Origin of the sequence: Halorussus sp. AFM4 (assembly GCF_051194995.1) — an archaeon.
Classification (GTDB): domain Archaea; phylum Halobacteriota; class Halobacteria; order Halobacteriales; family Haladaptataceae; genus Halorussus.
Window position 1 is genome coordinate 475,905 of record NZ_JBNTJT010000002.1, and the last position, 20,448, is coordinate 496,352.

Annotated in this window: 18 protein-coding genes; 10 read left to right on the top strand and 8 right to left on the bottom strand. The window is 64.2% G+C overall.

Going from position 1 to position 20,448, the window contains the following annotated elements; genetic code table 11:
• Positions 1 to 3: 3 nt before the first annotated feature.
• On the top strand, positions 4 to 1,674 hold the full coding sequence (locus ACQUQF_RS10580) for an aldehyde ferredoxin oxidoreductase family protein (protein ID WP_435178531.1): 1,671 nt from the start codon (positions 4 to 6) through the stop codon (positions 1,672 to 1,674).
• Between the two features lie 49 nt (positions 1,675 to 1,723).
• Here the strand turns inward: ACQUQF_RS10580 and ACQUQF_RS10585 are convergent, their stop codons facing one another.
• Entirely contained in the window at positions 1,724 to 2,005 is a 282-nt protein-coding gene (locus ACQUQF_RS10585) for a ubiquitin-like small modifier protein 1 (protein WP_435178533.1), read from the bottom strand.
• Between the two features lie 100 nt (positions 2,006 to 2,105).
• Here ACQUQF_RS10585 and ACQUQF_RS10590 point away from each other — a divergent pair, with 100 nt between their 5' ends.
• Positions 2,106 to 2,357, top strand: coding sequence for a MoaD/ThiS family protein (locus tag ACQUQF_RS10590; protein ID WP_435178535.1), 252 nt, complete (start codon positions 2,106 to 2,108; stop codon positions 2,355 to 2,357).
• Positions 2,358 to 2,527: 170 nt separating this feature from the next.
• On the top strand, positions 2,528 to 3,454 hold the full coding sequence (locus ACQUQF_RS10595) for a dihydrodipicolinate synthase family protein (RefSeq protein ID WP_435178537.1): 927 nt from the start codon (positions 2,528 to 2,530) through the stop codon (positions 3,452 to 3,454).
• Here ACQUQF_RS10595 and ACQUQF_RS10600 read toward each other — a convergent pair.
• A complete protein-coding gene (locus ACQUQF_RS10600) occupies positions 3,445 to 4,611 on the bottom strand; it encodes an enolase C-terminal domain-like protein (RefSeq protein WP_435178539.1) in 1,167 nt (388 codons plus the stop codon). The genes ACQUQF_RS10595 and ACQUQF_RS10600 overlap by 10 nt on opposite strands.
• Positions 4,612 to 4,778: 167 nt before the next feature.
• Between ACQUQF_RS10600 and ACQUQF_RS10605 the strand changes: the two genes are divergently transcribed.
• Positions 4,779 to 5,552: an SDR family NAD(P)-dependent oxidoreductase gene (locus ACQUQF_RS10605; protein ID WP_435178541.1), complete on the top strand. Its 774-nt coding sequence runs from the start codon at positions 4,779 to 4,781 to the stop codon at positions 5,550 to 5,552.
• A gap of 158 nt (positions 5,553 to 5,710) precedes the next feature.
• Complete coding sequence (locus ACQUQF_RS10610; RefSeq protein ID WP_435178543.1) at positions 5,711 to 6,661, top strand: malate dehydrogenase; 951 nt, start codon at positions 5,711 to 5,713, stop codon at positions 6,659 to 6,661.
• Between the two features lie 601 nt (positions 6,662 to 7,262).
• Here ACQUQF_RS10610 and ACQUQF_RS10615 read toward each other — a convergent pair.
• From ACQUQF_RS10615 to ACQUQF_RS10630, 4 genes are all read right to left on the bottom strand, one after another.
• Complete coding sequence (locus tag ACQUQF_RS10615) at positions 7,263 to 7,634, bottom strand: cupin domain-containing protein (RefSeq protein ID WP_435178545.1); 372 nt, start codon at positions 7,632 to 7,634, stop codon at positions 7,263 to 7,265.
• A gap of 99 nt (positions 7,635 to 7,733) precedes the next feature.
• Complete coding sequence (locus ACQUQF_RS10620) at positions 7,734 to 8,642, bottom strand: NAD(P)-dependent oxidoreductase (RefSeq protein ID WP_435178547.1); 909 nt, start codon at positions 8,640 to 8,642, stop codon at positions 7,734 to 7,736.
• A gap of 320 nt (positions 8,643 to 8,962) precedes the next feature.
• Entirely contained in the window at positions 8,963 to 10,648 is a 1,686-nt protein-coding gene (locus ACQUQF_RS10625; RefSeq protein WP_435130105.1) for a transposase, read from the bottom strand.
• Between the two features lie 521 nt (positions 10,649 to 11,169).
• Positions 11,170 to 12,348: a hypothetical protein gene (locus tag ACQUQF_RS10630; RefSeq protein WP_435145200.1), complete on the bottom strand. Its 1,179-nt coding sequence runs from the start codon at positions 12,346 to 12,348 to the stop codon at positions 11,170 to 11,172.
• Between the two features lie 652 nt (positions 12,349 to 13,000).
• On the opposite strand from ACQUQF_RS10630, the gene ACQUQF_RS10635 reads away from it, so the two are divergent.
• The 5 genes from ACQUQF_RS10635 (at position 13,001) to ACQUQF_RS10655 (ending at position 18,371) form a co-directional block, all read left to right on the top strand.
• On the top strand, positions 13,001 to 13,192 hold the full coding sequence (locus tag ACQUQF_RS10635) for a hypothetical protein (RefSeq protein WP_435178549.1): 192 nt from the start codon (positions 13,001 to 13,003) through the stop codon (positions 13,190 to 13,192).
• A gap of 800 nt (positions 13,193 to 13,992) precedes the next feature.
• Positions 13,993 to 14,646, top strand: coding sequence for a hypothetical protein (locus ACQUQF_RS10640; RefSeq protein WP_435178551.1), 654 nt, complete (start codon positions 13,993 to 13,995; stop codon positions 14,644 to 14,646).
• 2 nt (positions 14,647 to 14,648) lie between these two features.
• Complete coding sequence (locus tag ACQUQF_RS10645) at positions 14,649 to 14,894, top strand: hypothetical protein (RefSeq protein ID WP_435178553.1); 246 nt, start codon at positions 14,649 to 14,651, stop codon at positions 14,892 to 14,894.
• 1 nt (position 14,895) lies between these two features.
• Positions 14,896 to 17,151: a type B DNA-directed DNA polymerase gene (locus ACQUQF_RS10650; RefSeq protein WP_435178555.1), complete on the top strand. Its 2,256-nt coding sequence runs from the start codon at positions 14,896 to 14,898 to the stop codon at positions 17,149 to 17,151.
• Positions 17,152 to 17,213: 62 nt separating this feature from the next.
• A complete protein-coding gene (locus tag ACQUQF_RS10655) occupies positions 17,214 to 18,371 on the top strand; it encodes a type IV pilin (protein ID WP_435178557.1) in 1,158 nt (385 codons plus the stop codon).
• 192 nt (positions 18,372 to 18,563) lie between these two features.
• On the opposite strand, the gene ACQUQF_RS10660 is transcribed toward ACQUQF_RS10655, so the two are convergent.
• Positions 18,564 to 19,622, bottom strand: a complete 1,059-nt coding sequence (locus ACQUQF_RS10660; protein ID WP_435178559.1) for a tyrosine-type recombinase/integrase — start codon at positions 19,620 to 19,622, stop codon at positions 18,564 to 18,566.
• Complete coding sequence (locus ACQUQF_RS10665) at positions 19,612 to 20,025, bottom strand: DUF5805 domain-containing protein (RefSeq protein ID WP_435178560.1); 414 nt, start codon at positions 20,023 to 20,025, stop codon at positions 19,612 to 19,614. The genes ACQUQF_RS10660 and ACQUQF_RS10665 overlap by 11 nt, the downstream gene beginning before the upstream one ends.
• Positions 20,026 to 20,448 lie beyond the last annotated feature (423 nt).

Genomic DNA, 20,448 nt, shown 5'->3' on the forward strand with positions numbered 1-20,448 from the left:
CACATGCTACACGCCGAAGGCCCGCTCCTCACGATAGACGTGAGTGCGAGGGAGACGACCGAGACCGACATCGACGACGAACTGGAGACGTTCATCGGCGGCCGCGGCGTCGCGACCAAGCTCGCCCACGACCGCATCCCGTTCGACGCCGACCCGTTCGGCCCGGAGAACCGCGCCTACCTGGCGACGGGCCCGCTCCAGATGTCGGAGATGAGCTTCACCGGTCGGATGAGCATGACCGGCCTCTCGCCGCTGACCGACGGCCTCGTCTCGACGAACGCCGGGGGGTACCTCTCGCGGAACTTCGCCGACACGGGCTACAGCGTCGTCGAGATAACGGGCGCGAGCGACGAACTGCTCGCGATCCACGTCACCGACGAGGGAATCGAGTTCGAGGCGGTGCCCGACCTCGAGGGCGCGGCGGTGCCCGACGTCACGGACTACATGAACGAACGTCGCGACCTCGACGCCGAGAACCTCGTCACCGTCGGGCCGGCGGGCGAGAACCTCGTCCGCTACGCCTGCGTGATGACCTACGACAGCCGCGCGTTCGGCCGCGGCGGTCTCGGCGCGGTCCTCGGGTCGAAGAACGTCAAGTGCGTCACCTTCGAGGGCGACTCGTCCCCCGACATCGAGATGGACGAGGACGTCCAGTCGGCTGTCCACCGCGACGCCGCCACCTCCGACGACATGATGCGCCGGCAGGGCACGACCCAGGGCACCGAGTTCATCAACGACAACTTCTCGCTGCCGACGCGGTACTTCGAGAAGTACCACTTCGAGCACGCGGACGAGATCGGCGGAGACGCCGTCGAGGAGAAGAAGTACAAGAAGGCCGCCTGCTCGGTCTGCGCGTTCGCCTGCAAGCTGCCGACCAGAGACGAGGAGCGCGGCGTCGAGACCGAGGGGCCGGAGTTCGAGACGGTGTTCTCGTTTGGCTCGAACTGCGAGGTCGACGACGTGGTCGACGTGATGAAGTCCAACGAGCTGTGCGACCGCTACGGCCTCGACACCATCAGCGCGGGCAACGCCGTCGCCGCCTACCTCGCCGCGGAGGACGAGTTCGGCAACGCGGAGCTGGTCCACGAGACGGTCGAGAAGATAGCCCGCCGCGAGGGGATCGGCGACACGCTGGCGGAGGGCATCGGCCGGTTCGCCGACGAACTGGGCGTGCGCGACTACACGGTCAAGAACATGGAGTTCGCCGCCCACGACGGCCGCGTCCTCCACGGCCAGGGGCTCTCGTACGCGGTGGCCAACCGCGGCGGCGACCACATGTACTCGACGACGCTGCGCGTCGAGTACTCCGGCGAGGTCGACCCCGAGGGGCTGGAGGGCAAGCCCGCGATCGTCCGGCGGCGCGAGGACCACGCCGCCTTCCGCGACAGCGGCATCGTCTGCGCGTTCGCCGGGGGAACGGGCCTGATCACGGAGGACCAGCACGAGCTGCTGTTCGGCTGTGACTACGAGGACCTGCTCGAAGTGGGCGGTCGCGTGGTCGAACTGGAGCGCCACTTCAACAACAAGCGCGGGATGAACCGCGAGGACGACGCGCTCCCCTACGACCTGCCCGGCATCGAGGACGCGCTGGACGAGTACTACGAGCTACGGGGCTGGAACGACGACGGCACCGTCCCGGACGAGACCGTCGGCGAGTACGCGCAGGCGGACTGAGCCGGCGAGTGGACGTCGGCCCGCCTCGCACTGTACACCACTAGGTCCATCAACCCCCGTGAACCGGCGGGGCCGCCCGTACCACGTCACCGTCCGACAACACCGTCTTCGCGCCGTCGAACAGCGACACGTGCTTCCCGTTCCTCGTCACCGTCACCGAGTCCGAGACCGCGCCGTCGTCGGCGAGGATGCGGCCCGACAGGTCCGGATTGTCCGAAGCGAGGTCGCGAAAGAGGTCCGAGACCGTCGCCCCCTCCTGCAGTTCGCGCCGGACGGTCTTCTCGCCCACGGCCTCCCGGTACGGACCGAAGAGGTGCACTTCGACTTCCATGGCCTCGCTTGGCCCGCGTTCGCCTTGTAACTCCCGCCGAAGGACCTCCCCCGAATCCCTCGCCGAAAGCGCCTTCTCGCGCCGGCCGAAACGGAGACGCGTGCAGGTGACCATCAAGTGCTACGGTGCCGCGCGGGCGGCGACCGGGCGGAAGGCCGTCGAGGTCGAAGTCGCTGACGATGCGACGGTCGGAGACGCGCTCGCCGCGCTCGCGCGAGCGCATCCCGACTTCGAGCGCTGTCGCCAGGCCGAACTGGTCGTGATGCGCGACTCCGCACACGTCGAGAGAACCGACGCCGTGGCCGACGGCGACGTGCTCAGCGTCTCCAACCCGCCGATGGTCGAGGACTGAGTGGGAATCGGCGCGTCGGGCCGTCGAGGCCGGGCGAGGACCGACCACCGCGAACGGAGGGCGGCGTGACCGTCCCGTTCCCGCGGCCGGCGACGGACCACGGCGAACGCGGTCCGACGGTCCGTCGGACGCCGGCAAGAATTAACTCCCTGGCACTGCTCTACCGAACCATGTCTACAGCTGACACGGCGACGCTCGAGGGTGTCATGTGCCCGCTCGTCACGCCATTCGTGGACGGTGACGTCGACGAGGCTGCGCTCGCGGAACTGGTCGAGCGGCTGGCCGAGGCCGGCATGGACGGTCTCGTTCCGGCGGGGACGACCGGCGAGTTCGCCAGCCTGACCGACGAGGAGTACCGGACCGTGGTGGAGACGACCGTCGACGCAGCCGACGGCACGCCGGTGCTGGCCGGCACCGCTCACACCACGGTCCCGGGGGCGCTCGAACGCATCGAGACGGCGGCGCACGCGGGCGCCGACGCCGCGCTCGTCACGCTCCCGTACTTCCACGGCGCGAACGACCCGGCGGGCAACGAGGCGTTCCTCGCGGCCGTCGCCGACGACGCGGCGCTCCCGGTCTACCTCTACAACATCCCCTCCTGCACCGGGCAGGAGATCGCGCCCGCGACCGTCGAGACCGTCGGCCGCCACGAGAACGTCCGCGGCCTGAAGGATTCGAGCGGCGACTTCAACTACTTCCTCGACGTGGCGGATCGGACGCCCGACGATTTCCGACTCCTCCAGGGGTTCGACAGTTACCTCGTTCCGGGGCTGCTCATGGGCGCCGCGGGCGGTATCAACGCCCTCTCGAACGTGATCCCGGAGGCGTTCGTCGCGGCCCGCGACGCGGTGGCCGCGGGCGACGTCGAGCGGGCCCGGCAGATCGGCGCCGAGCGAATCGCACCGCTCTTCCAGCAGTGCGCCGCTCACGGTTTCGCGCCGGCGACGAAGGCCGCGCTCGAGTCCCGCGGCTGGCTGGAGACCGCGGCGGTCCGGCCGCCGCTCGTCGAACTGGACGAGGAGGCCGGAGCCGAGATCGCGACCGCCGTCGACCGCGCGCTCGACGGCGATGCGGTCGAGGCCGTCGACTACTCGTAGACGCGGCCGCCGAGGCGGTTCTCCTCGATGAAGTCCCAGTTGTACTCGACGCCCAGGCCCGGGCCGTCCGGTACCGGGACGGTACCGTCCGAGTCGACGGTCTCGAGCTGGTCGGCGTAGTCGCCGAGATAGACCGGCGGCTGCGTGTTCTCGCACTTCGGCCCGACCAGCGCCATCTCGTAGTAGTTGGCGTTACGAGTGGCGGCGATGCAGTGGCGCTGGGCCGGCCCGGGCGCGTGGAACTCGACGTCGAGGCCGAAGCTCTCGGCGGCGCGTGCGATCTTCATCGCGCCGGTGATGCCGGCGTCGTACTCTGGGTCGGCCCGCACGAAGTCGGTCGCGTCGTTCGCGACGAAGTCGGTGTGCGACTCCAACCCCCGAATGTGTTCGGTCTGGAGGATGGGGGTGTCGAGTTTCTGTGAGAGTTTCCGGTGGGCGTGCTGGCTGATGCCCGCGTCGCGGAACGGGTCCTCGTACCAGAAGAACTCCTGCTCGTCGCACGCCTTCCCGACCTTCAGCGCGTCGGCCCACGTCTCGAGTTCGCAGGCCGGGTCTATCATGAGGTCCATCTCGTCGCCCACGCGCTCGCCGACCGCGCGGACGGTCGCGACCGACTTCTCCGTGTCCATCCAGTCGCCGCCCCAATCGTGGATCTTGTATCCGGGGTAGCCCAGCTCGAGGCACTCCTCGGCGAAGTCCGCGTAGGCCTCCGGCGAGTCGAGCCCGCCGCTCCGGTCGCCCTGGTACGTCGAGGCGTACGTCGGTAGGCGCTCGCGGTAGGTACCCAGGAGTTCGTGGATAGGGGCGTCGTAGTACTTCCCGGCGAAGTCCCACAGCGCGATGTCGATCGGTCCCATCCCCATCCGGTCGTACTTCCGAAGTGCGCGCTTGATCTCGCTCCAGTGTTTCTCGCGTTTCAGTGGGTTCTTCCCGATTAGGTAGTCGGCGAACATGTTGATCTGGGCGAACGCCGGCGAGTTGCCGCCGACGTACTCGCCGGCGATTCCCTCGTCGGTGTGGATCTTCAGTCCGAACAGCTTCCGTTCGATCTCTCCCCCGGGTTCGTAGACGAGGCTGAACCCGCCGTCGCTGTAGCCCACGTCTTCGACCGGATAGCTGAACTCGGTGCTCTCGATGCGCGTGATGGTCGGTGGCACGACCCATACCATGCTGACCGAGGACAAGAAGGTTACCGACCCAGCAGTTTCGTCGGTGACCGTCTCGCCCGAGCGAACGGAACTTCCCACGGGAGTCCGAGAATTCCACGGTTTGGCGACGGTGCCCGCATGAAGACCTAAGGCGACGCGGACAATCTCCAGAACCGATGGACGACTTCGAACACGCACCGGTCTCCGTCGCCGGGAAGACCGCGGTCGTAATCGGCGGGACGAGCGGCATCGGCCGAGCGATCGCACGAGCGTTCGCCGCGGACGGCGCGGACGTGATCGCCGCGAGCCGGACGCCCGAACGCGTCGCGGAGACCGCCGGAGAACTCCGCGACCTGGGGAGCGAGACGCTCGAGGTCACCTGCGACGTTACCGACCGGGAATCGCTCGTCGCACTCCGTGACGCCGCTTTCGACGAACTCGGGGACGTAGACGTGCTCGTTAACTCCCCGAGCGCGATCGCTCGGAAGGGACTGCGCGAACTGACCGAGGAGGAGTGGAGCGACGTCCTCGAGACGCAGCTCACCGGCGTCTTCCGGGCCACGCAGCTGTTCGCCGAGCGAATGACGGACGGGAGCGTCGTCAACATCGCGTCGCTCGCTTCGCACACCTCGATGCGCGACCTGGTCGCCTACTCCGCCGCGAAGGGCGGCGTGGAGTCGTTCACCCGGACCGCAGCCCGCGAACTCGCTCCGGACGTACGCGTGAACGCCATTCGGCCGGGATTCATCGAGACGGAGCAGACCGTCGACGCCTACGACGAGGACAGCTATCGCTACCGACGAGTCACCGAGCGGGCGGCCGCCGGACGAATCGGCAATCCCCAGGACGTCGCGGGCGCCGCGATATACCTCGCCAGCGACGCCGCACCCTACACGACCGGTGCGATGCTCAGCGTCGACGAGGGTTTCGAGACCGGGGCGTTCGAATAGAGGCGGTTCCGGTACGATACTCGTCTGTTCTGGACCGCGACCCCGCCGGACGGCCGGGTCCGTTCTGCGCGGATTCCGAACATCATGTAAAACTCGATGCACCGGCGGTTTCGGCGGGTAGTCGATAGTATTAGTAACGACGCGGGATAGCACCCCACATGGACGTAGCCGTCATCGGCGGTGCGGGAACCGTCGGCGTCACGACCGCTTACACGCTCTCGCTTCTGAAACCGGACGTCGACGTGACGCTCGTCGACGTCGCCGAAGACGCGGCGACGGGCCACGCCATCGACATGCGCACCGCACTCGGTCACGCCTCCCATCCCGCCGGCAGGAACTTCCCGAACGGCGACGGTACCGTGCGCGCAGCCGAACCGGGCGCGGAGGCCGTCGCCGAGGCCGACTGCGTCGTGATGGCGGCGAGCGTCCCGCGACCGGACGACAGCGCCGGACGCGGCGGGCGACTCGCCTTCCTCGAACGCAACGGCGTACTGGTCGAGGAGATCGCCTCGTGGCTGGGTCGGGTCGAGCCGCGCCCGGTCGTGACGGTGACGAACCCGCTCGACCCCATCAACTACCGGCTGTTCCGCGCGCTCGACTGGGACCGGCGCTACTGCATCGGCTACGCGCTCTCGGAGACCGCACGACTCGCCGACCAGATCGCGCAGCGCGCCGACGTCGCGCCGGCTGCGGTTTCGTGTCCGACGATGGGCGAACACGGCGAACACCTCGTCCCCGTCTTCTCCCGGGCGACCGTCGACGGCGAGCCCGTCTCGTTCTCCGCCGACGAACGCGAGGAGCTCACCGAAGCGGTGAACGACCTCCCCTGGGACGTCATCCGGCTCCGCGGACACGAGGAGACGTCGCGGTGGGTGACCGGTCGCGGCGTCGCTTCGCTCGTCGCGTCCGTCCTCGAGGGCGGCCCGTCGGACCCGGTCTGCTGTTCGGTCCCCCTCGACGGCGAGTACGGCTACCGGAACCTGTCGCTCTCCGTCCCGGTTCGCCTCTCGGCCGACGGAGTCGAGGAGATCGTCGAGTGGGAGCTCTCGGCGACCGAACGACGCAAACTCGACGAGGCCGCCGACGCTGTCGGCGAGTTGTGCCAGTAACGGGATTTGTGGCCCGACGGTCGGGGGTAGACCCTACTCGACCGTCTCGACCGCAGTCTCACCGACGACGAAGCACGACCCTGACGATTTCGATTACCGTTGTAGTTGTGCAGTTCTGAATGCATTTCTCCACCGGCTCTGCAGAACTAATTTGTCATTTACAGAGTTATCCGCTGACGCCGATAGCATTCTGTGATGACGGTGTGTGGTCGATTACGTTACGATGACACTAGCTGAGAGACCAAAGACGAATGCGGAGAAACGAAACCACATGCTACAGCAAGGACCTCTTAGAGTACTCGAAACAGAACACCAACTCGTGGTCATCAAATCGAACGCCTTCACCGACTTCGACGACCGCGTTGCAGCAATGGAGACGGCGCCACCGCTGCAACCTAAAGGGACAGAACTCGTAGCACCGCTTCGGTAGCAGCGGTTGGCGACCCGCAACGGTGTGAGGGCGTCTGCCATCTCTATCACGAGACAGTTGTTCCGATCACCAACTAAGCTGACGTGAACACGAACTACTGGCAGGTCGTTGTCATCTCGGAGTCCCCTGAGGGGGACACTATCGGGAACGGGTCAGTTTCGCCGGACCGACCTACTTCTCCGCGTCGTCGAACGGAGGCCGACCGTCGTCGGTCGTCGGTGGCGCTCCCACGACCAGCCAGACATGGTCGTCTTCGGTATCGTTGAGAACCTGTCTGGGCGTCTCCGGCGGAATGCGGACGGCCGTGCCGGTCGGGACGTCGTGGACCTCTTCGTCGGCTCCGATCTTGAGCCGGCCCGGTCCGTCGAGGACGTAGTAGGACTCCTCCTGTTCGGTCTGCCGGTGGAAGCTCATCGCGTCGCCGGGCGAGAGGTACCACACCTTCGGACGCATCTCCGTGCACCCGAGTTCCTCGACGAGGTCGACGTGTAGCGTTCCGGACCCCGCCGAGGGTTCGGGGTCGACGTCGTCCACCTGAACCATACGGTACTGGTCAGACATACGCGGATAATTCGTCCGCGAACCCAATAAAACCGCCCGTACAACCGACTGACGCCGGTCAACGGGCGCAGCCGAGACCGTCTATCCGTCGGTGACCTCCTTTCCGGCCATCATCTCGAGAACCTGCATCACGCCCGAGTTGTCGTCGCGACCCATGTCGTTCTGGAGCATCGTCTTGTAGAGTTCGTGGGCGAGCTCTGTCTGGGGCATGGGAGCGCCGAAGGCCTCGCCGGCGTCGGTAGCGATTCTGAGGTCCTTGTACTGGTACTCGGCGAAGAATCCCGGCTCGAAGACGCCCTGAATCATGTTCGGAGCGCGGTTGTCGAGCGTCCAGCACCCTGCTGCACCGCCACTGATGGCGTCTACGACGGCTTCGAGATCGGCGCCGGCCTGGTCCGCGAACACTAGCGCCTCGCTCACCCCGACCATCTGTGCAGCGACGACGATCTGGTTCGCGGCCTTCGTCGTCTGGCCGGCGCCGCTCGGTCCGCAGTGGGTGACCGTCGCACCCGTGACTTCGAGGATGTCCCTGTGCTCGTCGAGAGCGTCCTCGTCACCGCCGACCATGATCGAGAGCGTACCGTCGATGGCGCCCTGCTCGCCGCCCGAGATGGGCGCGTCGAGCATCGTCACGCCGACCTCCTCGAGGTCCGCGGCCATCGTCTCGGTGACCGTGGGCGAAATCGTGGAGTGGTCGATGAGCGTCATGCCCTCGCTCAGACCGTCGATGACGGGGTCGGTCTCGTTCTCGTCACCGAGAACGACCCGCTCGACATCGGGCGAATCTGGCAGACAGAGGAGGACGACGTCGCTCTCCTCGGCGACGCCCGCGGGAGACCCACCGTCCGTACCACCGTAATCGACCAGTTCTTCTACCGGCTCGTCGGACCGATTATGTCCGACGACGGGGTATCCAGCGTCGAGGAGGTTCTTCGCCATCGGTAGCCCCATGATTCCGAGTCCGACGAAACCGATCGTCTTGTCTGACATACTCGGGTACCTATGGGCTACTGTGCAAAATACGTTAACCAATGACACTCGCAGTCCGCTGGTGACGGTGATGGCGCCGTCGGCAGCCGTTTCGATATCTGGACGGAGTGCGGCCTCCTGTGCTGCACAACTTCGGAGGATAGCGAATCTACAAACGAAACCGAACGATTTCTCGGGTGATTCAGTAGCGACGAATTGTGGTAATGGCGAATCCGACCCGCTACTCATTCAGAAACGGACACGAAGACGCGAAAATGGAGGGCAGCCGAGAGAGCTATGGCTACGCAACGAGCGAACACATAGGGAGAATCAGACCGTGACTATCCGTATGGGACGAGGAAGCAAGCGAGCAACTCGATGGCCTCACCCGCCGTCAGCACGGGTTCGTCACGAATAGGCTTCCCTACTTCCAACTTCAACAAGTAGTCCGCGAGCCGCCACACGTTGTACAGCAGGCACGCGAACATGAAGTTGAAACAGCGTACACGGTAATCTGTAGAAGCCATCGTCGGGAGGAACTTCTTGATCTGCTTGTACTCGTTCTCGATCTCCCATCGCCGACTGTAGCGGTTACAGAGTCCTCGTACGTCCTCGGGAGCCACGTCGTCGCGGTTCGTCAGAAATACCGCGTAGTCGCCGTCTTCCTCGGTCGACGGAACGTACATGAAGTTCACCTCGTGGCTCACTTCGCCGTTGGCCCCCAACTCTACGTCGGGTTCCACACCCACGTCCGCGACCGGGTGGTCTTCGACTTTCTCAATACCCTCTAAGTCCGCCTCGTACGCCCGCTTCGGAATGAGGTAGGTCACGTCGTGGCTGTCGAGCGTGTGGAGAACGTCATGTCCGTCGAACTCGCGGTCGGCCATCACGAGGTGCATATCGACGTGCTTGCTCGCTTCTTCCAGCAGTGCGTCGACGACTTCAGCGCGACTTCGCGTCTCGATATCGTCGTCCTCCCAGTAGGATGCATCTCGAATCGGTTCGACGGCGAGGATGAGCGGGGCGTTCTCGCCGACGATGGTGAGTGTCGCAAACTGATACCCGCGCTCACCGTTCTCCTTCAGACCGTTCACGGGCGCGGGGAAATCGTCCTTCGCTATCCCGTCCTCGTAGTCTTCCCACGGTGAGGGGTAAAACATCGTATCGGTAATGTCGATGGCCGCGACAACCGGCTCGCGGAACGGCTTCGTGTCCCGAATCGCCTTAATCGTGTTCTCGACTGCCGTACTGAAGTCGCCCTGTAGCTCCTCGCAGACGCGTTTCCACGGCTCAGTCCGCTGCTTCCGGCCTGTTCCGTGGTACTCGGTGAGCGTGGACTGGCGGCCCGTGGGCTTCCCGAGCTTCTTGATCGCCCGTAGATGGGTGTCGCCGTGTGGGGTTTGCTCGCGGCGGCTCATCCGCGCGAATCGCTTCGTCCCCTGTGCAGTCCCACAGTTCGCCAGACTAAGGTAGGACTGCATCGAGAGGATGCATTCGTCGCTATACCGGGCGTTCGCAGCACGCCCTGTGTCGAACGCGGGGAAGATGTGCTCGCGGGCTGCCCGCATCGTCTCACGAATTTTCGCTTCTGAAAGGTCGTCGGGGACCTCGTCCGTCTCGAACTCGCTGTCAGTCTCGTCTTCGCCGTCCGCATGGTCGTCGCGAATAACGCCGTGCTCGATGGCCTCCCGTCGGATGGCCTTGCCAGCGGCGACGATCAGCTTGCGGAGGTCTGCATCGAAGCGGTTGCGCCACGTATACGAGAGGGTTTGTTGCGTGGGCGTGCCATTGAGGTCGAAGCGGATTCGGAGATACTGCCACGAGTCGACGCGGTCGGCGAGTTCGCTATCGCTGTAGTCGCCCGCGTACTTGTAAAGGAACAGCCGCAGCATCGGCGTGAGGTCATAGCCGTGACTCGGCGTCCGCTTGTACAGGTCGTCGATATCTGTGAGCGGGAGATTGAGATCAGCGATGACTCGTGTGAGGTGGTTTTCGTGTTCACAGAGGTCGCTGGCCTGCTGGACCATCCGCTCTGCGAAGGCAGGCTGCCCGCTGTCGGCGTCGCAATGAGCGAATGGCACCGTCTCATTGTTTCCATATCTTACTCGTCGATACTTAAGTTGTAGGAGGAGTGTTTATATATGGGCGAACCAAAGAAGGTAGATCTCATGTACAATCTTGTGTAGCACGTTACTATCTTGGTCGTAGGAGAGACCCGTCCCGTTGCAGCCAGCACATGAGACGCACTCGCGCTGCATAGGTCCGGTGGCGTCCTTTTCTCAACTGCCCATGATCTCATGTGCTTGCGTACTGGTATGAGGGTGTTTTCAAAATTTTGCATCTCCGGCTCATGCCACTATCGCTGAAAGTTCCTCTTTTCCTGAACGTGGCAGAGATCGTGGAGGACAATCTAGGCAGCGTAGGATTATCCAGATTTACGCAGGCAAGAGTTGAGGGCTGTTGCTGAGCAATTTGAGGAACTGATTCCTTGATTTTCGGCGAAGGGTTGTACTACGCCAAGGTCGAAGGTAAAACGAGGACCAGATTACTACCCAACCGTGTAGGAGTTGTTGTTAACGATTTTGTAAGCGGGCCAGCCTACAGTCTTCGGTTGTGTAGAGTCACCGTCGCAGGCAGTTCCGTTGTAACTCCCTTTGGCGATGCTCATGTTGTTGATGGCCAACGCTTCACAGCTACCGTATCTACATCCCGTGAGGTCGAAGATTGGACCGCCTGAGTCCCCCGGTGCAACGTCCACTTCGGTTTTTACGCCGTCAGTATCGAATCGGGGACATCCGGTGAATCCGCCCTCATTGTATCCTCTAATCGTCCCTGTTCGGTACCCAGTTCCGTCTCCAGATTTGTATGCTTCGCCGGTTTTACCCACCATCGAAGCGATTCCATCACGGGTCTTGTACCCGGTAAGCGTGTAGCTGTATCCGTCCCAGTAGATTTCGTTGGCAATGTCAGTGACTCCCTGACTATTAGCGGGTACCAAGCACCAGTCGTGAAGAGCGTGAGCGTCTTCGAAGGTTCCAATCGTGGCATTGTTCGCGGCAGCCGCGACCTCTCCGGTCGCTTTGGTAGTACAGCTATCGACGAACACGTGGTTCGCGGTCAGCATGTACTCCTGACTGCCGTCGTGCATCCGGTATCCAGACGTCCCTTGATGGGTGGACTGGTTCTTCTCCCAGATGACGATCCCACCGGGGTATGGTTCTATTGTAGTTTCTGCACCGCCACACAGGAGAGTTTGGTTCTGGTTGATTCGTTCGTACCGAATCTCATCGAGCAGGAGGTCATTCGAGGTTGAAACACCAACGTCTTTGAGAACACTCGGAAGTCGTTCTTCCAACCCAGAAGGAGCCTCTTTCGCAATTTCCACCACTGGTTGAGTTGCGGTGTATCCCCCGATGCTTCGGGAAGACCCACCTTGGTACATCGCGATGAGGTGGTCGCCGAACTCACTGGTATTACGAATGTGCTGGAAAGCTCCGAACAGTTGATCGTAGACCTGACGTAGAGCCTTCTCGTGTTCGTGCCAATGAACAGGCACTTTCTTTTTCTCGACAGGCTCCTGTTTTAGTCCGCCGCGCCCCGTTACGATTCGGCGCTTTCGTTCAGCTGCGCCGACTACGTTCGAGAGGGACGTGGCTCCAACTGCGGAACCGACTCCTTGCAAAACGGTACGCCTGTTAACTCGGCTGTCAGTTGGTTTGTCTGACATCGATACTCAATTTACAGCAATGAATTAAATACTTTTCTAACGCTTACTTGTAAAAGATATATTATACGAATCGATATAATTTAGGCCTACCTTTCTGAGATCCATTCCCCGTTAATTCTGTATCGTAAATATCGAAATTGTCGAAGTACAGGAGAACACCGGTTGTATTCAGACAAAATATACTATATAATTATTTTGTATAACGTATCTTTTACTCTCCATAAGGCCCTTTTCCTCTCATCCCGTAAGGAAAGGTATGAAGCGTCGAACGTACCTGACACTCGTTGCAAGTAGCATCGGGGGAATTTCTGGGTGTGCTAGTCCACTTGTTCAACGCACGAACAAGAAAAAGCGGCTCGGAAAAGTATCACTTGTTGACAAACAAACGAAGGGCGTTAATTTAGATGTGGACATACAACGTTCAATTATCACAACAGAACGAACTGCGACCATCCAATTCAGATTTTCCAATCCAACCTCCGAACCGATTAAACTGAAACTTGACCGAAAAACAGATTCCCCAGCACCGTTGACAAGTTTCGTCGAAACAGATGCTGGTCGGACATTTACAGGTATCGCCCTTGTTCCGCGTAGGGGTTACAATATCACACGGAGGTCAAACTCATGTTGGAGACCCGGTAAAGACGGGTTTGTGAGACAACTTGACGAAGAGGTGATGAGGATTCCACCAAGTAAATCAGTTCAGTTGAATTACGAGGTCTGGGAAGATACAGAGAAAGACGAATGCTTCCCTGCCGGAACCTACCATTTCGGGAAGAACGGATCCAATCCAGTCTCGTGGCAGGTAACAATCAAAATAGAAAAACCAGAAGGTGAAAGTTAGACGCCTTATTGTTGAATCGAAATTGCACTTGTGAAATTAACGCTGAAACTGACGCGCTCCGAAGTCGGATATTAGATATCTACTAGTAGGTTTTCGTTATGTTACGGTAATCAGCGATCTAGCTTTGTGAAGTACTGAGACTAGCCGACATGTTTTCTCGATCAAATCGAGCTCGCCCCCACACGTCCGGTGTATTCTGCTCTTCCGAAATGTGCTCAAGTGAGTATCTCTGTCCAAGGTACCTTCTAGGTGTGCCCTCAATCCAAGCGATTATTTTTGACCTAGTTGCCTACAGCACCTATTACTGAGACATTACCCGAGCACCTTTTATTGCATATTAGTAATAATTATCAAATAACAAAGTAGTAAATAGTTGAACTAGAATACAGAAGATACGTCACCGCTCGAATGTAAGTTGAGACTTGTCTGTTTAAGGTAGAAGAATATGATGATTTGTAGCTACCTATCTTCCGAGCCTCTGGTGCTGCCAGACCTGCAATTCGGTATAGCGAAGTACGGTGTAAAAGGTCGGAATCCGACAGCGGACGAATCCAAGCGAAGCGGACATGTAGATAGAGTGTCGACAAATCCGGCGAAAACCGCGGTCTGGCCGACCAGTCGAACCCGCGCTCGCCACTTTCACCCGAGCCCGAGGGCTCGATCGCCTTCGATTCGCCAGCGGGCGGCCACTCGCCCGCCGGAATCCGGCCACTTTCACTTTCACCGCGAGTATGGCCGAGCGTTAAACCCGTCTCCGATTTATCTGGAACCGGAGAGGTACTATGACGGCAGGATCCCCTGTGCCCCGTCTCGAGACGGGACTGACGGTGCTCGACCGACCGGCGCGGCGCTCGCCCGCGCTCCACCGACTCGCGCTCGCCGAACTCGCCGAGCGGGACGGGGCGGCCTACTGGCTCGACGCCCGCAACGAGGCCGCGACCTACGCGCTCTACGACCTCGCGCCGAGTCGGGGGCGCCTGAGCGACGTCCGGGTCGCCCGCGCGTTCACCGCCTACCAGCACCACGAACTGGTCCGGGAGGTGGCCCGGACCGCCGGCGACGCCGGCCTGGTGGTCGCGCCCTGCGTCGCCTCGCTGTACCGCGACGACGACGTGCCCGAATGGGAGGCGGCCGACCTGTTCGAGTCGTCGCTCGCGGTCCTGTCCGGCCTCGCCGAGAGCCTCGACGCGCCGGTGCTGACGACCGCTGACCGCGACGCCGGCGGGCCGTACGCCGACCTGCTGGCCGACCGCGCCGACGCCGAGATCGAGTGCACCCGGACCGACGCGGGCCTGAAGTACGTCGCCGACGGCTTCGAGACCACCGTCTACCTCGACGACGGCTTCTGGCAGACCACCATCCCGTACTGGGTCGAACTGCTCGGAGCGGTCGCCGAGGACGACCCCGCGGTCGCGGCCGAAGCGATGGGCCTGGCCGACGGCGTCGGGGTGTGACGATGGGCCGGACCAACCCCACCTTCCGTGACTTCCTCGACCGGTACGAGGACGACTGGGCGGCGTATCGCCGGGGGCTGCGCCGCCGGCACAAGCCCCACTTCGACCGCCTGTTCGAGCGCGCCCGCCGGCACGCCGACGCCGCGGGGTACATGAACGCGACCGACCCCGAGATGGCGTTCGTGGTGTCGGTGCTGCTCGCCCAGGAGGCCGAACTCCGCGAACTGCGCGACCGGCTCGACGGGTAGCATGGCGTTCAAGATCGACGTGACCGACGAGGCGGTCGTCGAGTGGTCCCGCACCCCGGCCGGCGACCTCCGGACCCGGCGGACCACCGACTACCGGCCGACCACCTACGTCTCGGGCCCCGACGGGCCGCTGGCCGACCTGCGGGCCGCGCTCGACGACGACCCGAAGGTCGCCCGCACCGAGTCGGAGGACTGGTACACGCGACTGGATGCAGAGGAACGCGATCCGGTCGTCCGCGTCGACCTCGCCCGACCGAGCGAGGTGGCGACGCTCGCGCGGGAGATCCGGGGGCTCCACGAGCGGGACACCTACCCGCCCGGCACGTTCCGGCTGTACAACGTCGACCTCTCGCCGCAGTTCCGGTACTGCGTCGAGACCGGCACCGACCCCGCGACCCCGGAGTCGGTCGACCTGTCGACGCTGTCGCTGCGCATCGACCGCAAGCGGCTCGCCGACAGCGACCTCTCGAAGCTCGAGATCGACGGCGAGTCGCTGCGGGCGACGCCCGGCGTGCTGCTCGAGATGCTCGAGCGGCGACTGGCCGAGACCGACCCCGACGTCCTGGTCGTCAATCGCGGCGAACTCGTGCCGCTGCTCTACGAGACCGCCGCGGAGTGCGGCCGCGAGGACTTCGAGCTCGGCCGGACCCGGGAAGGCCGGTCGGGCTACCGGAAGCTCGCGGGCGAGAGCACCTACGAGAGCTACGGGCAGGTCGGCCACTCGCCCGCCCGGTACGACCTGCCCGGTCGAGCGCTCGTCGACACCTCGAACAGCTTCCTCTGGGGCCACGGCGGGCTGGCCGGCCTGCGCTACCTGACCCGGCGGTCGTGGAAGCCCCTCCAGGAGGTCGGGTGGGCCAGCATCGGCAACGTGCTGACCGCCGTCCAGATCCGGGAGGCGCTCGACCGCGGCGTGCTGATCCCCTGGAACAAGTGGCGCCCCGAGGCGTTCAAGGACGTGGCCACGCTCCACGCCGCCGACCGCGGCGGGTTCACCTTCGCGCCCGAGGTCGGGTTCCACGAGGGCGTCCGGGAGGTCGACTTCGCGTCGCTGTACCCCCGCATCATCTGCGAGTACAACGTCTCGCCCGACACGGTGCTGTGCGACTGCCACGCCGACCGCGCCGACGTGCCAGAACTCGGCTACAACGTCTGCGACGACCGGGGGTTCCTCGCCGACGTGCTCGAACCCCTGCTCGACGACCGGGCCGCGATGAAGGAGACGATCCGGGCGGGCGAGCGCGGCGGCGACGCCGACGGCGCCCCGACGCCGGACGAGGTGGCCCGCGCCCGGCGGATCTCCGGCGTCATCAAGTGGATCCTGGTGTCGTGCTTCGGCTACCAGGGGTACCGCAACGCCAAGTTCGGCCGCATCGAGTGCCACGAGGCCATCAACGCGATCGCCCGCGACGTCCTCCTCCGGGCCAAGGAGACCTTCGAGGCGGGCGGCTGGGAGGTCGTCCACGGCATCGTCGACAGCCTCTGGGTCGTCCCCGCCGACGACCGCGAGTCGGCCCCGCTCTCGACGCTGACCGACCGCATCTCCGAGGCGGTCGACGTCCCGCTCGAACACGAGGCGACCTACGAGTGGCTCTGCTTCGTCCCGCGACGTGACTCGCGGGCCGGCGCGCTCAACCGCTACTTCGGGAAGGTCGCGCCGGACGGCGAGCCCGACGATGACGGCGGGACCGACGAAGGGGCTGGGGAAGCCAGCACCGACGGGGTCGACCCCGAGTACAAGCTTCGGGGCATCGAGGCCCGCCAGCGCAGCACCTCCGCGTTCGTCGAGCGCGTCCAGCGCGACCTGCTCGACGCCCTCGACCGCCACCGCAAACCGGCGCCGGTCTGCGACGTGCTGAAGCGCCGGCTCCGCGACCTCCGGGCCGGCGAGGTCGCGCCCGAGGACCTGCTGATAACCCGCCGGGCGTCGAAGCGCCGGGAGGCGTACGACCGCCGGACCCGGACCGTCGCCGCGCTGGCCCGCGCCGAGGACGCCGGTCTCGACCCCCGGCCCGGCCAGTCGCTGGAGTTCCTGGTGGTCGACGACGGCGCCCCGCGCGAGCGCGAGCGCGTGCGACTCGACTTCGAGGTCGGTGGCGAGCGGGGTCGGGACGTCGGATACGACGCGGAGTTCTACGCCGACCGACTGGTCCGGGCGGCCGAGAGCGTGCTCTCGCCGCTCGGGTGGGACGAGACCCGCATCCGGCGCTACCTCCGCGACGTCGAGGAGGTCCGGCTGTCGGCGTTCGGCGGGTGAACCCCTTCGTTTCCCGAACGGGATACGTTTATTGCGGCCGAGTTCGCTAGGAACGAGAGACGATGGAACAGAGTGAACGTTCGGTCAGCCCGGTGGTCGGGGTCGCGCTGCTGGTCGTCATCGTCGTGGCGCTCGCGGTCGTGTTCATGGCGGCCGTCGGCGGCGTCCGGCTCTCGCCCGCGGCGCCGCAGGCGGCGACGACCATCGGGTTCGAGGCGACGCTCGACCAGGCGACGGGGCAGACGACCCAGCGCATGCTCCTCCACCACGAGGGCGGCGACGCCGTCGACCCCGAGAACCTGAAGGTCGTCGTCCGGGCCGGCGACCGCCGGGTCGTCAACCCCGACATCGTCGACGGGGGCACGCTGTCGGGCGGCACCACCGTCGCCTACAACCTCACGGCCGCGAACCTCTGCGCGGCCGAGTCCGACGAGGCGACCGTCGACGTCTACCACGAACCGAGCGGCAAACCCCTGGCCGAGCAGACCGTCACCATCGAGCACAACGCCTCGTTCGACGTGGTCGACAACGCCGTGAAGTCGAACACGCCGTACGTCGCCACGGTGACGATACCCGGCAGCGGGTATGCCACCCTCGAAGGCGGGTACTACCTCTACTGGCCCATCGAGTCCCGGATCGTCGTCTCGGGGCCGAGCACGTCGCGCTCGCTGACCCCGTTCCCCGACGGCGACCCCGACGACGCGCTCACCGACACGATGACCGACGACGTCAACAACCCGGTCTACTCGTTCCCGATGACCTACGAGACCGACCGCATCCCGTCCGACGCGAGCGTGACCGTCGAGATGAAGTCCTACGTCTTCGGCGGCGACGACTCGAAGATACGGGGCGAGGGCAGCTACCGGTCGTACGACGGGACCCAGTACGAGGAGGCCCACGTCCCGCTCGACAACCCGAAGCGCGTCATCGACAGCAGCGACCCCGACGAGGACAACGTCGAGATACTCCGAGACGGCGACGCGGTCCCGTCGTGGGGGTCGTCGAGCCCCCACCAGGACTCGTTGCAGGACCTCCTCCAGCACCGCGTCGACGGCAGCGGGAACCTCGTGCTCGACGACAACGAGTTCGTGGCCGTCTTCGAACTCAACGAACCCGCCGGCAGCGGCGACTTCAACGACGTGGTGGCCGTCATCGAACTCGACCCGAGTCCGACCTACAAGCGGACCGACGAGGGGCAGAAACTCGTCTGCGGAAACTGAATTACACCGAACCGACGCGAGAACGTCCGAGGTGCTAGTTCCTGCGGTCTTCCTCTCACGAACTAGACCCCTTCGGAGCCACCATTGGATATATCGGTATAGTATTTACGAGAGCCGCATCCGACGTGAGCGACCGTAACGTGCGAGTCGAAATCGTCGAGAGTGACGACGGAGCGCCGTAGAAGCGACCGACTACAGCACCGAGTAGATGTGCTCCTCGTAGACCTCTCGCACCCTGTCGCCCCAGTTGTGGGTGTAGGTGTCGATGATGTCCTCGGCCACGTCCCCGCGCAGGTACTTCACGATGCCTCTATCGCCCGTTCTGTCCCGGAGGTGGGTCGTGAAGAAGTGCCGGAAGTAGTGGGGCGTCACGTTCTCCTCGGCCCCGCCGCCCCGGCGGTACCAGCCGGCCTCGCGGGCGTGGGTCTCGACGGCGTTGCGGACCATCTGAGGCGTGAGCCGCCGGCCCCACTCCCGGCTGGTGCTGACGAACAGCGGCTCGGCGTCCGAGATCGCGTCCGGCCGGACCGCGAGCCACCGCGTCAGGACCGCCCTGAGCTCCTCGTCGACCGGGATCACGGTCGCCCGCTTGCGCTTGTTCGCTGCCGAGCGCACCTCGCCGTTGACCGGGTCGCCCCGGCCCACGTCGCTGGCGACGAACAGCGAGTCGCCGCGGCCGTCGAGCTGGGGCCGCATGCCGAGCCGGTAGGCCTCGGCGGGCTCGCCCGAGAGCCGCAAGTCCCGCAAGTCGAGGTTGCAGAGCTCGCCGACCCGCATCCCGGTCTTGAGCAGGGTGACGACAGCGGCGCGCTCCAGCGGGTGAGTGATGCCGGCCACGAACTCCCGCATCCGCGGGACCGAGATCTCCCGGCGGGTGGGGTCCTTGTCGACGGTCTCGTTCATCTCCTCGACGACCAGCGCCATCGGGTTGGCGTCGAACGCGCCGACCTGGGTCATGTACTCGTAGAACCGGTGGAGGTAGGAGGCGTAGGTGGCGACGGTGCTCTCGGCGAGGTCGCCCCGGAGGCTGTGGACCCACGCCATGCACTCGCGCTGGGTGGCCTCCCCGACCGCGAGCGACTCGCCGCCGGGGTTGCGGTCGGGGTCGCCGACGAACGACTCGAACTCCCGGAGGACGCGCTCGTAGTACTCCCGGGTGCGCTCGCTCTTGCCGTGGAACCGGAGGTCCTCGAGGAAGTAGCCCACGGGGTCGTCGGGGTCGGCGTCGCCCGCGGTCCGGCTACTCGCCATCGGTCACCACCGTGTAGCCGCCCCGCCGGCCGCTGTACTGGACCCGGTTGTCGTTCTGGAGGCGCTGGAGCGTCTCCTCGAGCCGGTCCTCGAAGTCGCCCGCCAGCTCCTCGACCAGTCGGTCCCACGACAGGTACTCGTCCGATTCGAGGAGGTCGAGGAGGCGGGTCTCGAGGCCGTCACCCCCGGGGTCGGAGCCGTCGGAAGACCCTTCCGCGCGGTTCGCCGTCGAGTCCGACCCCGATTCGAGCGCGAACCCGCGTCTCCCGGCCTGTACCATCGTTCTGACGAACTCGCTCTGGCTCATGTCGAGCTCGTCGGCGTGGCGCTTCCACTCCGCTTTCTGATACGTCGGCACGAACGTCTTCACGACCGCCCGGTCGGTGTCGGCGTCGTCGCTCATCGGTCGTTTCCCCCGTCTCACCCCCGGTACATCAAGTTGTCCCATCCGGGCAAATAAGAGACCTTATCTTCTGACGTGGGGCCAAACAGCCACCGGATTATCGTGCCACGGAGAGAGATATTAACCTGTAATGTTCCACAAAGGGAGATATAAATCTATAGCACTGAGGGTCCACGTAGAGAGATTAGTAGCCGTCGCGGCCGTCGCGGTGGACGGGTCGAGTGTCGAGTCGCGGTCGAGGTCGGTCGCTGGTGTCGCGGTTCCGTGACCTGTGGCGGTCGCTATTGGAGAGTCGATCCGGGTCGGGGCTCGCCGGTGCGCCCGGGGCGACGAGTCGTCCGACGCACCCGCCAGTTGGTCTGCTTCCGGCGGCCAGTACCTCGTGAGGCGATGTGAGTAACCGTGGTGGCAGTCTGTTACGAC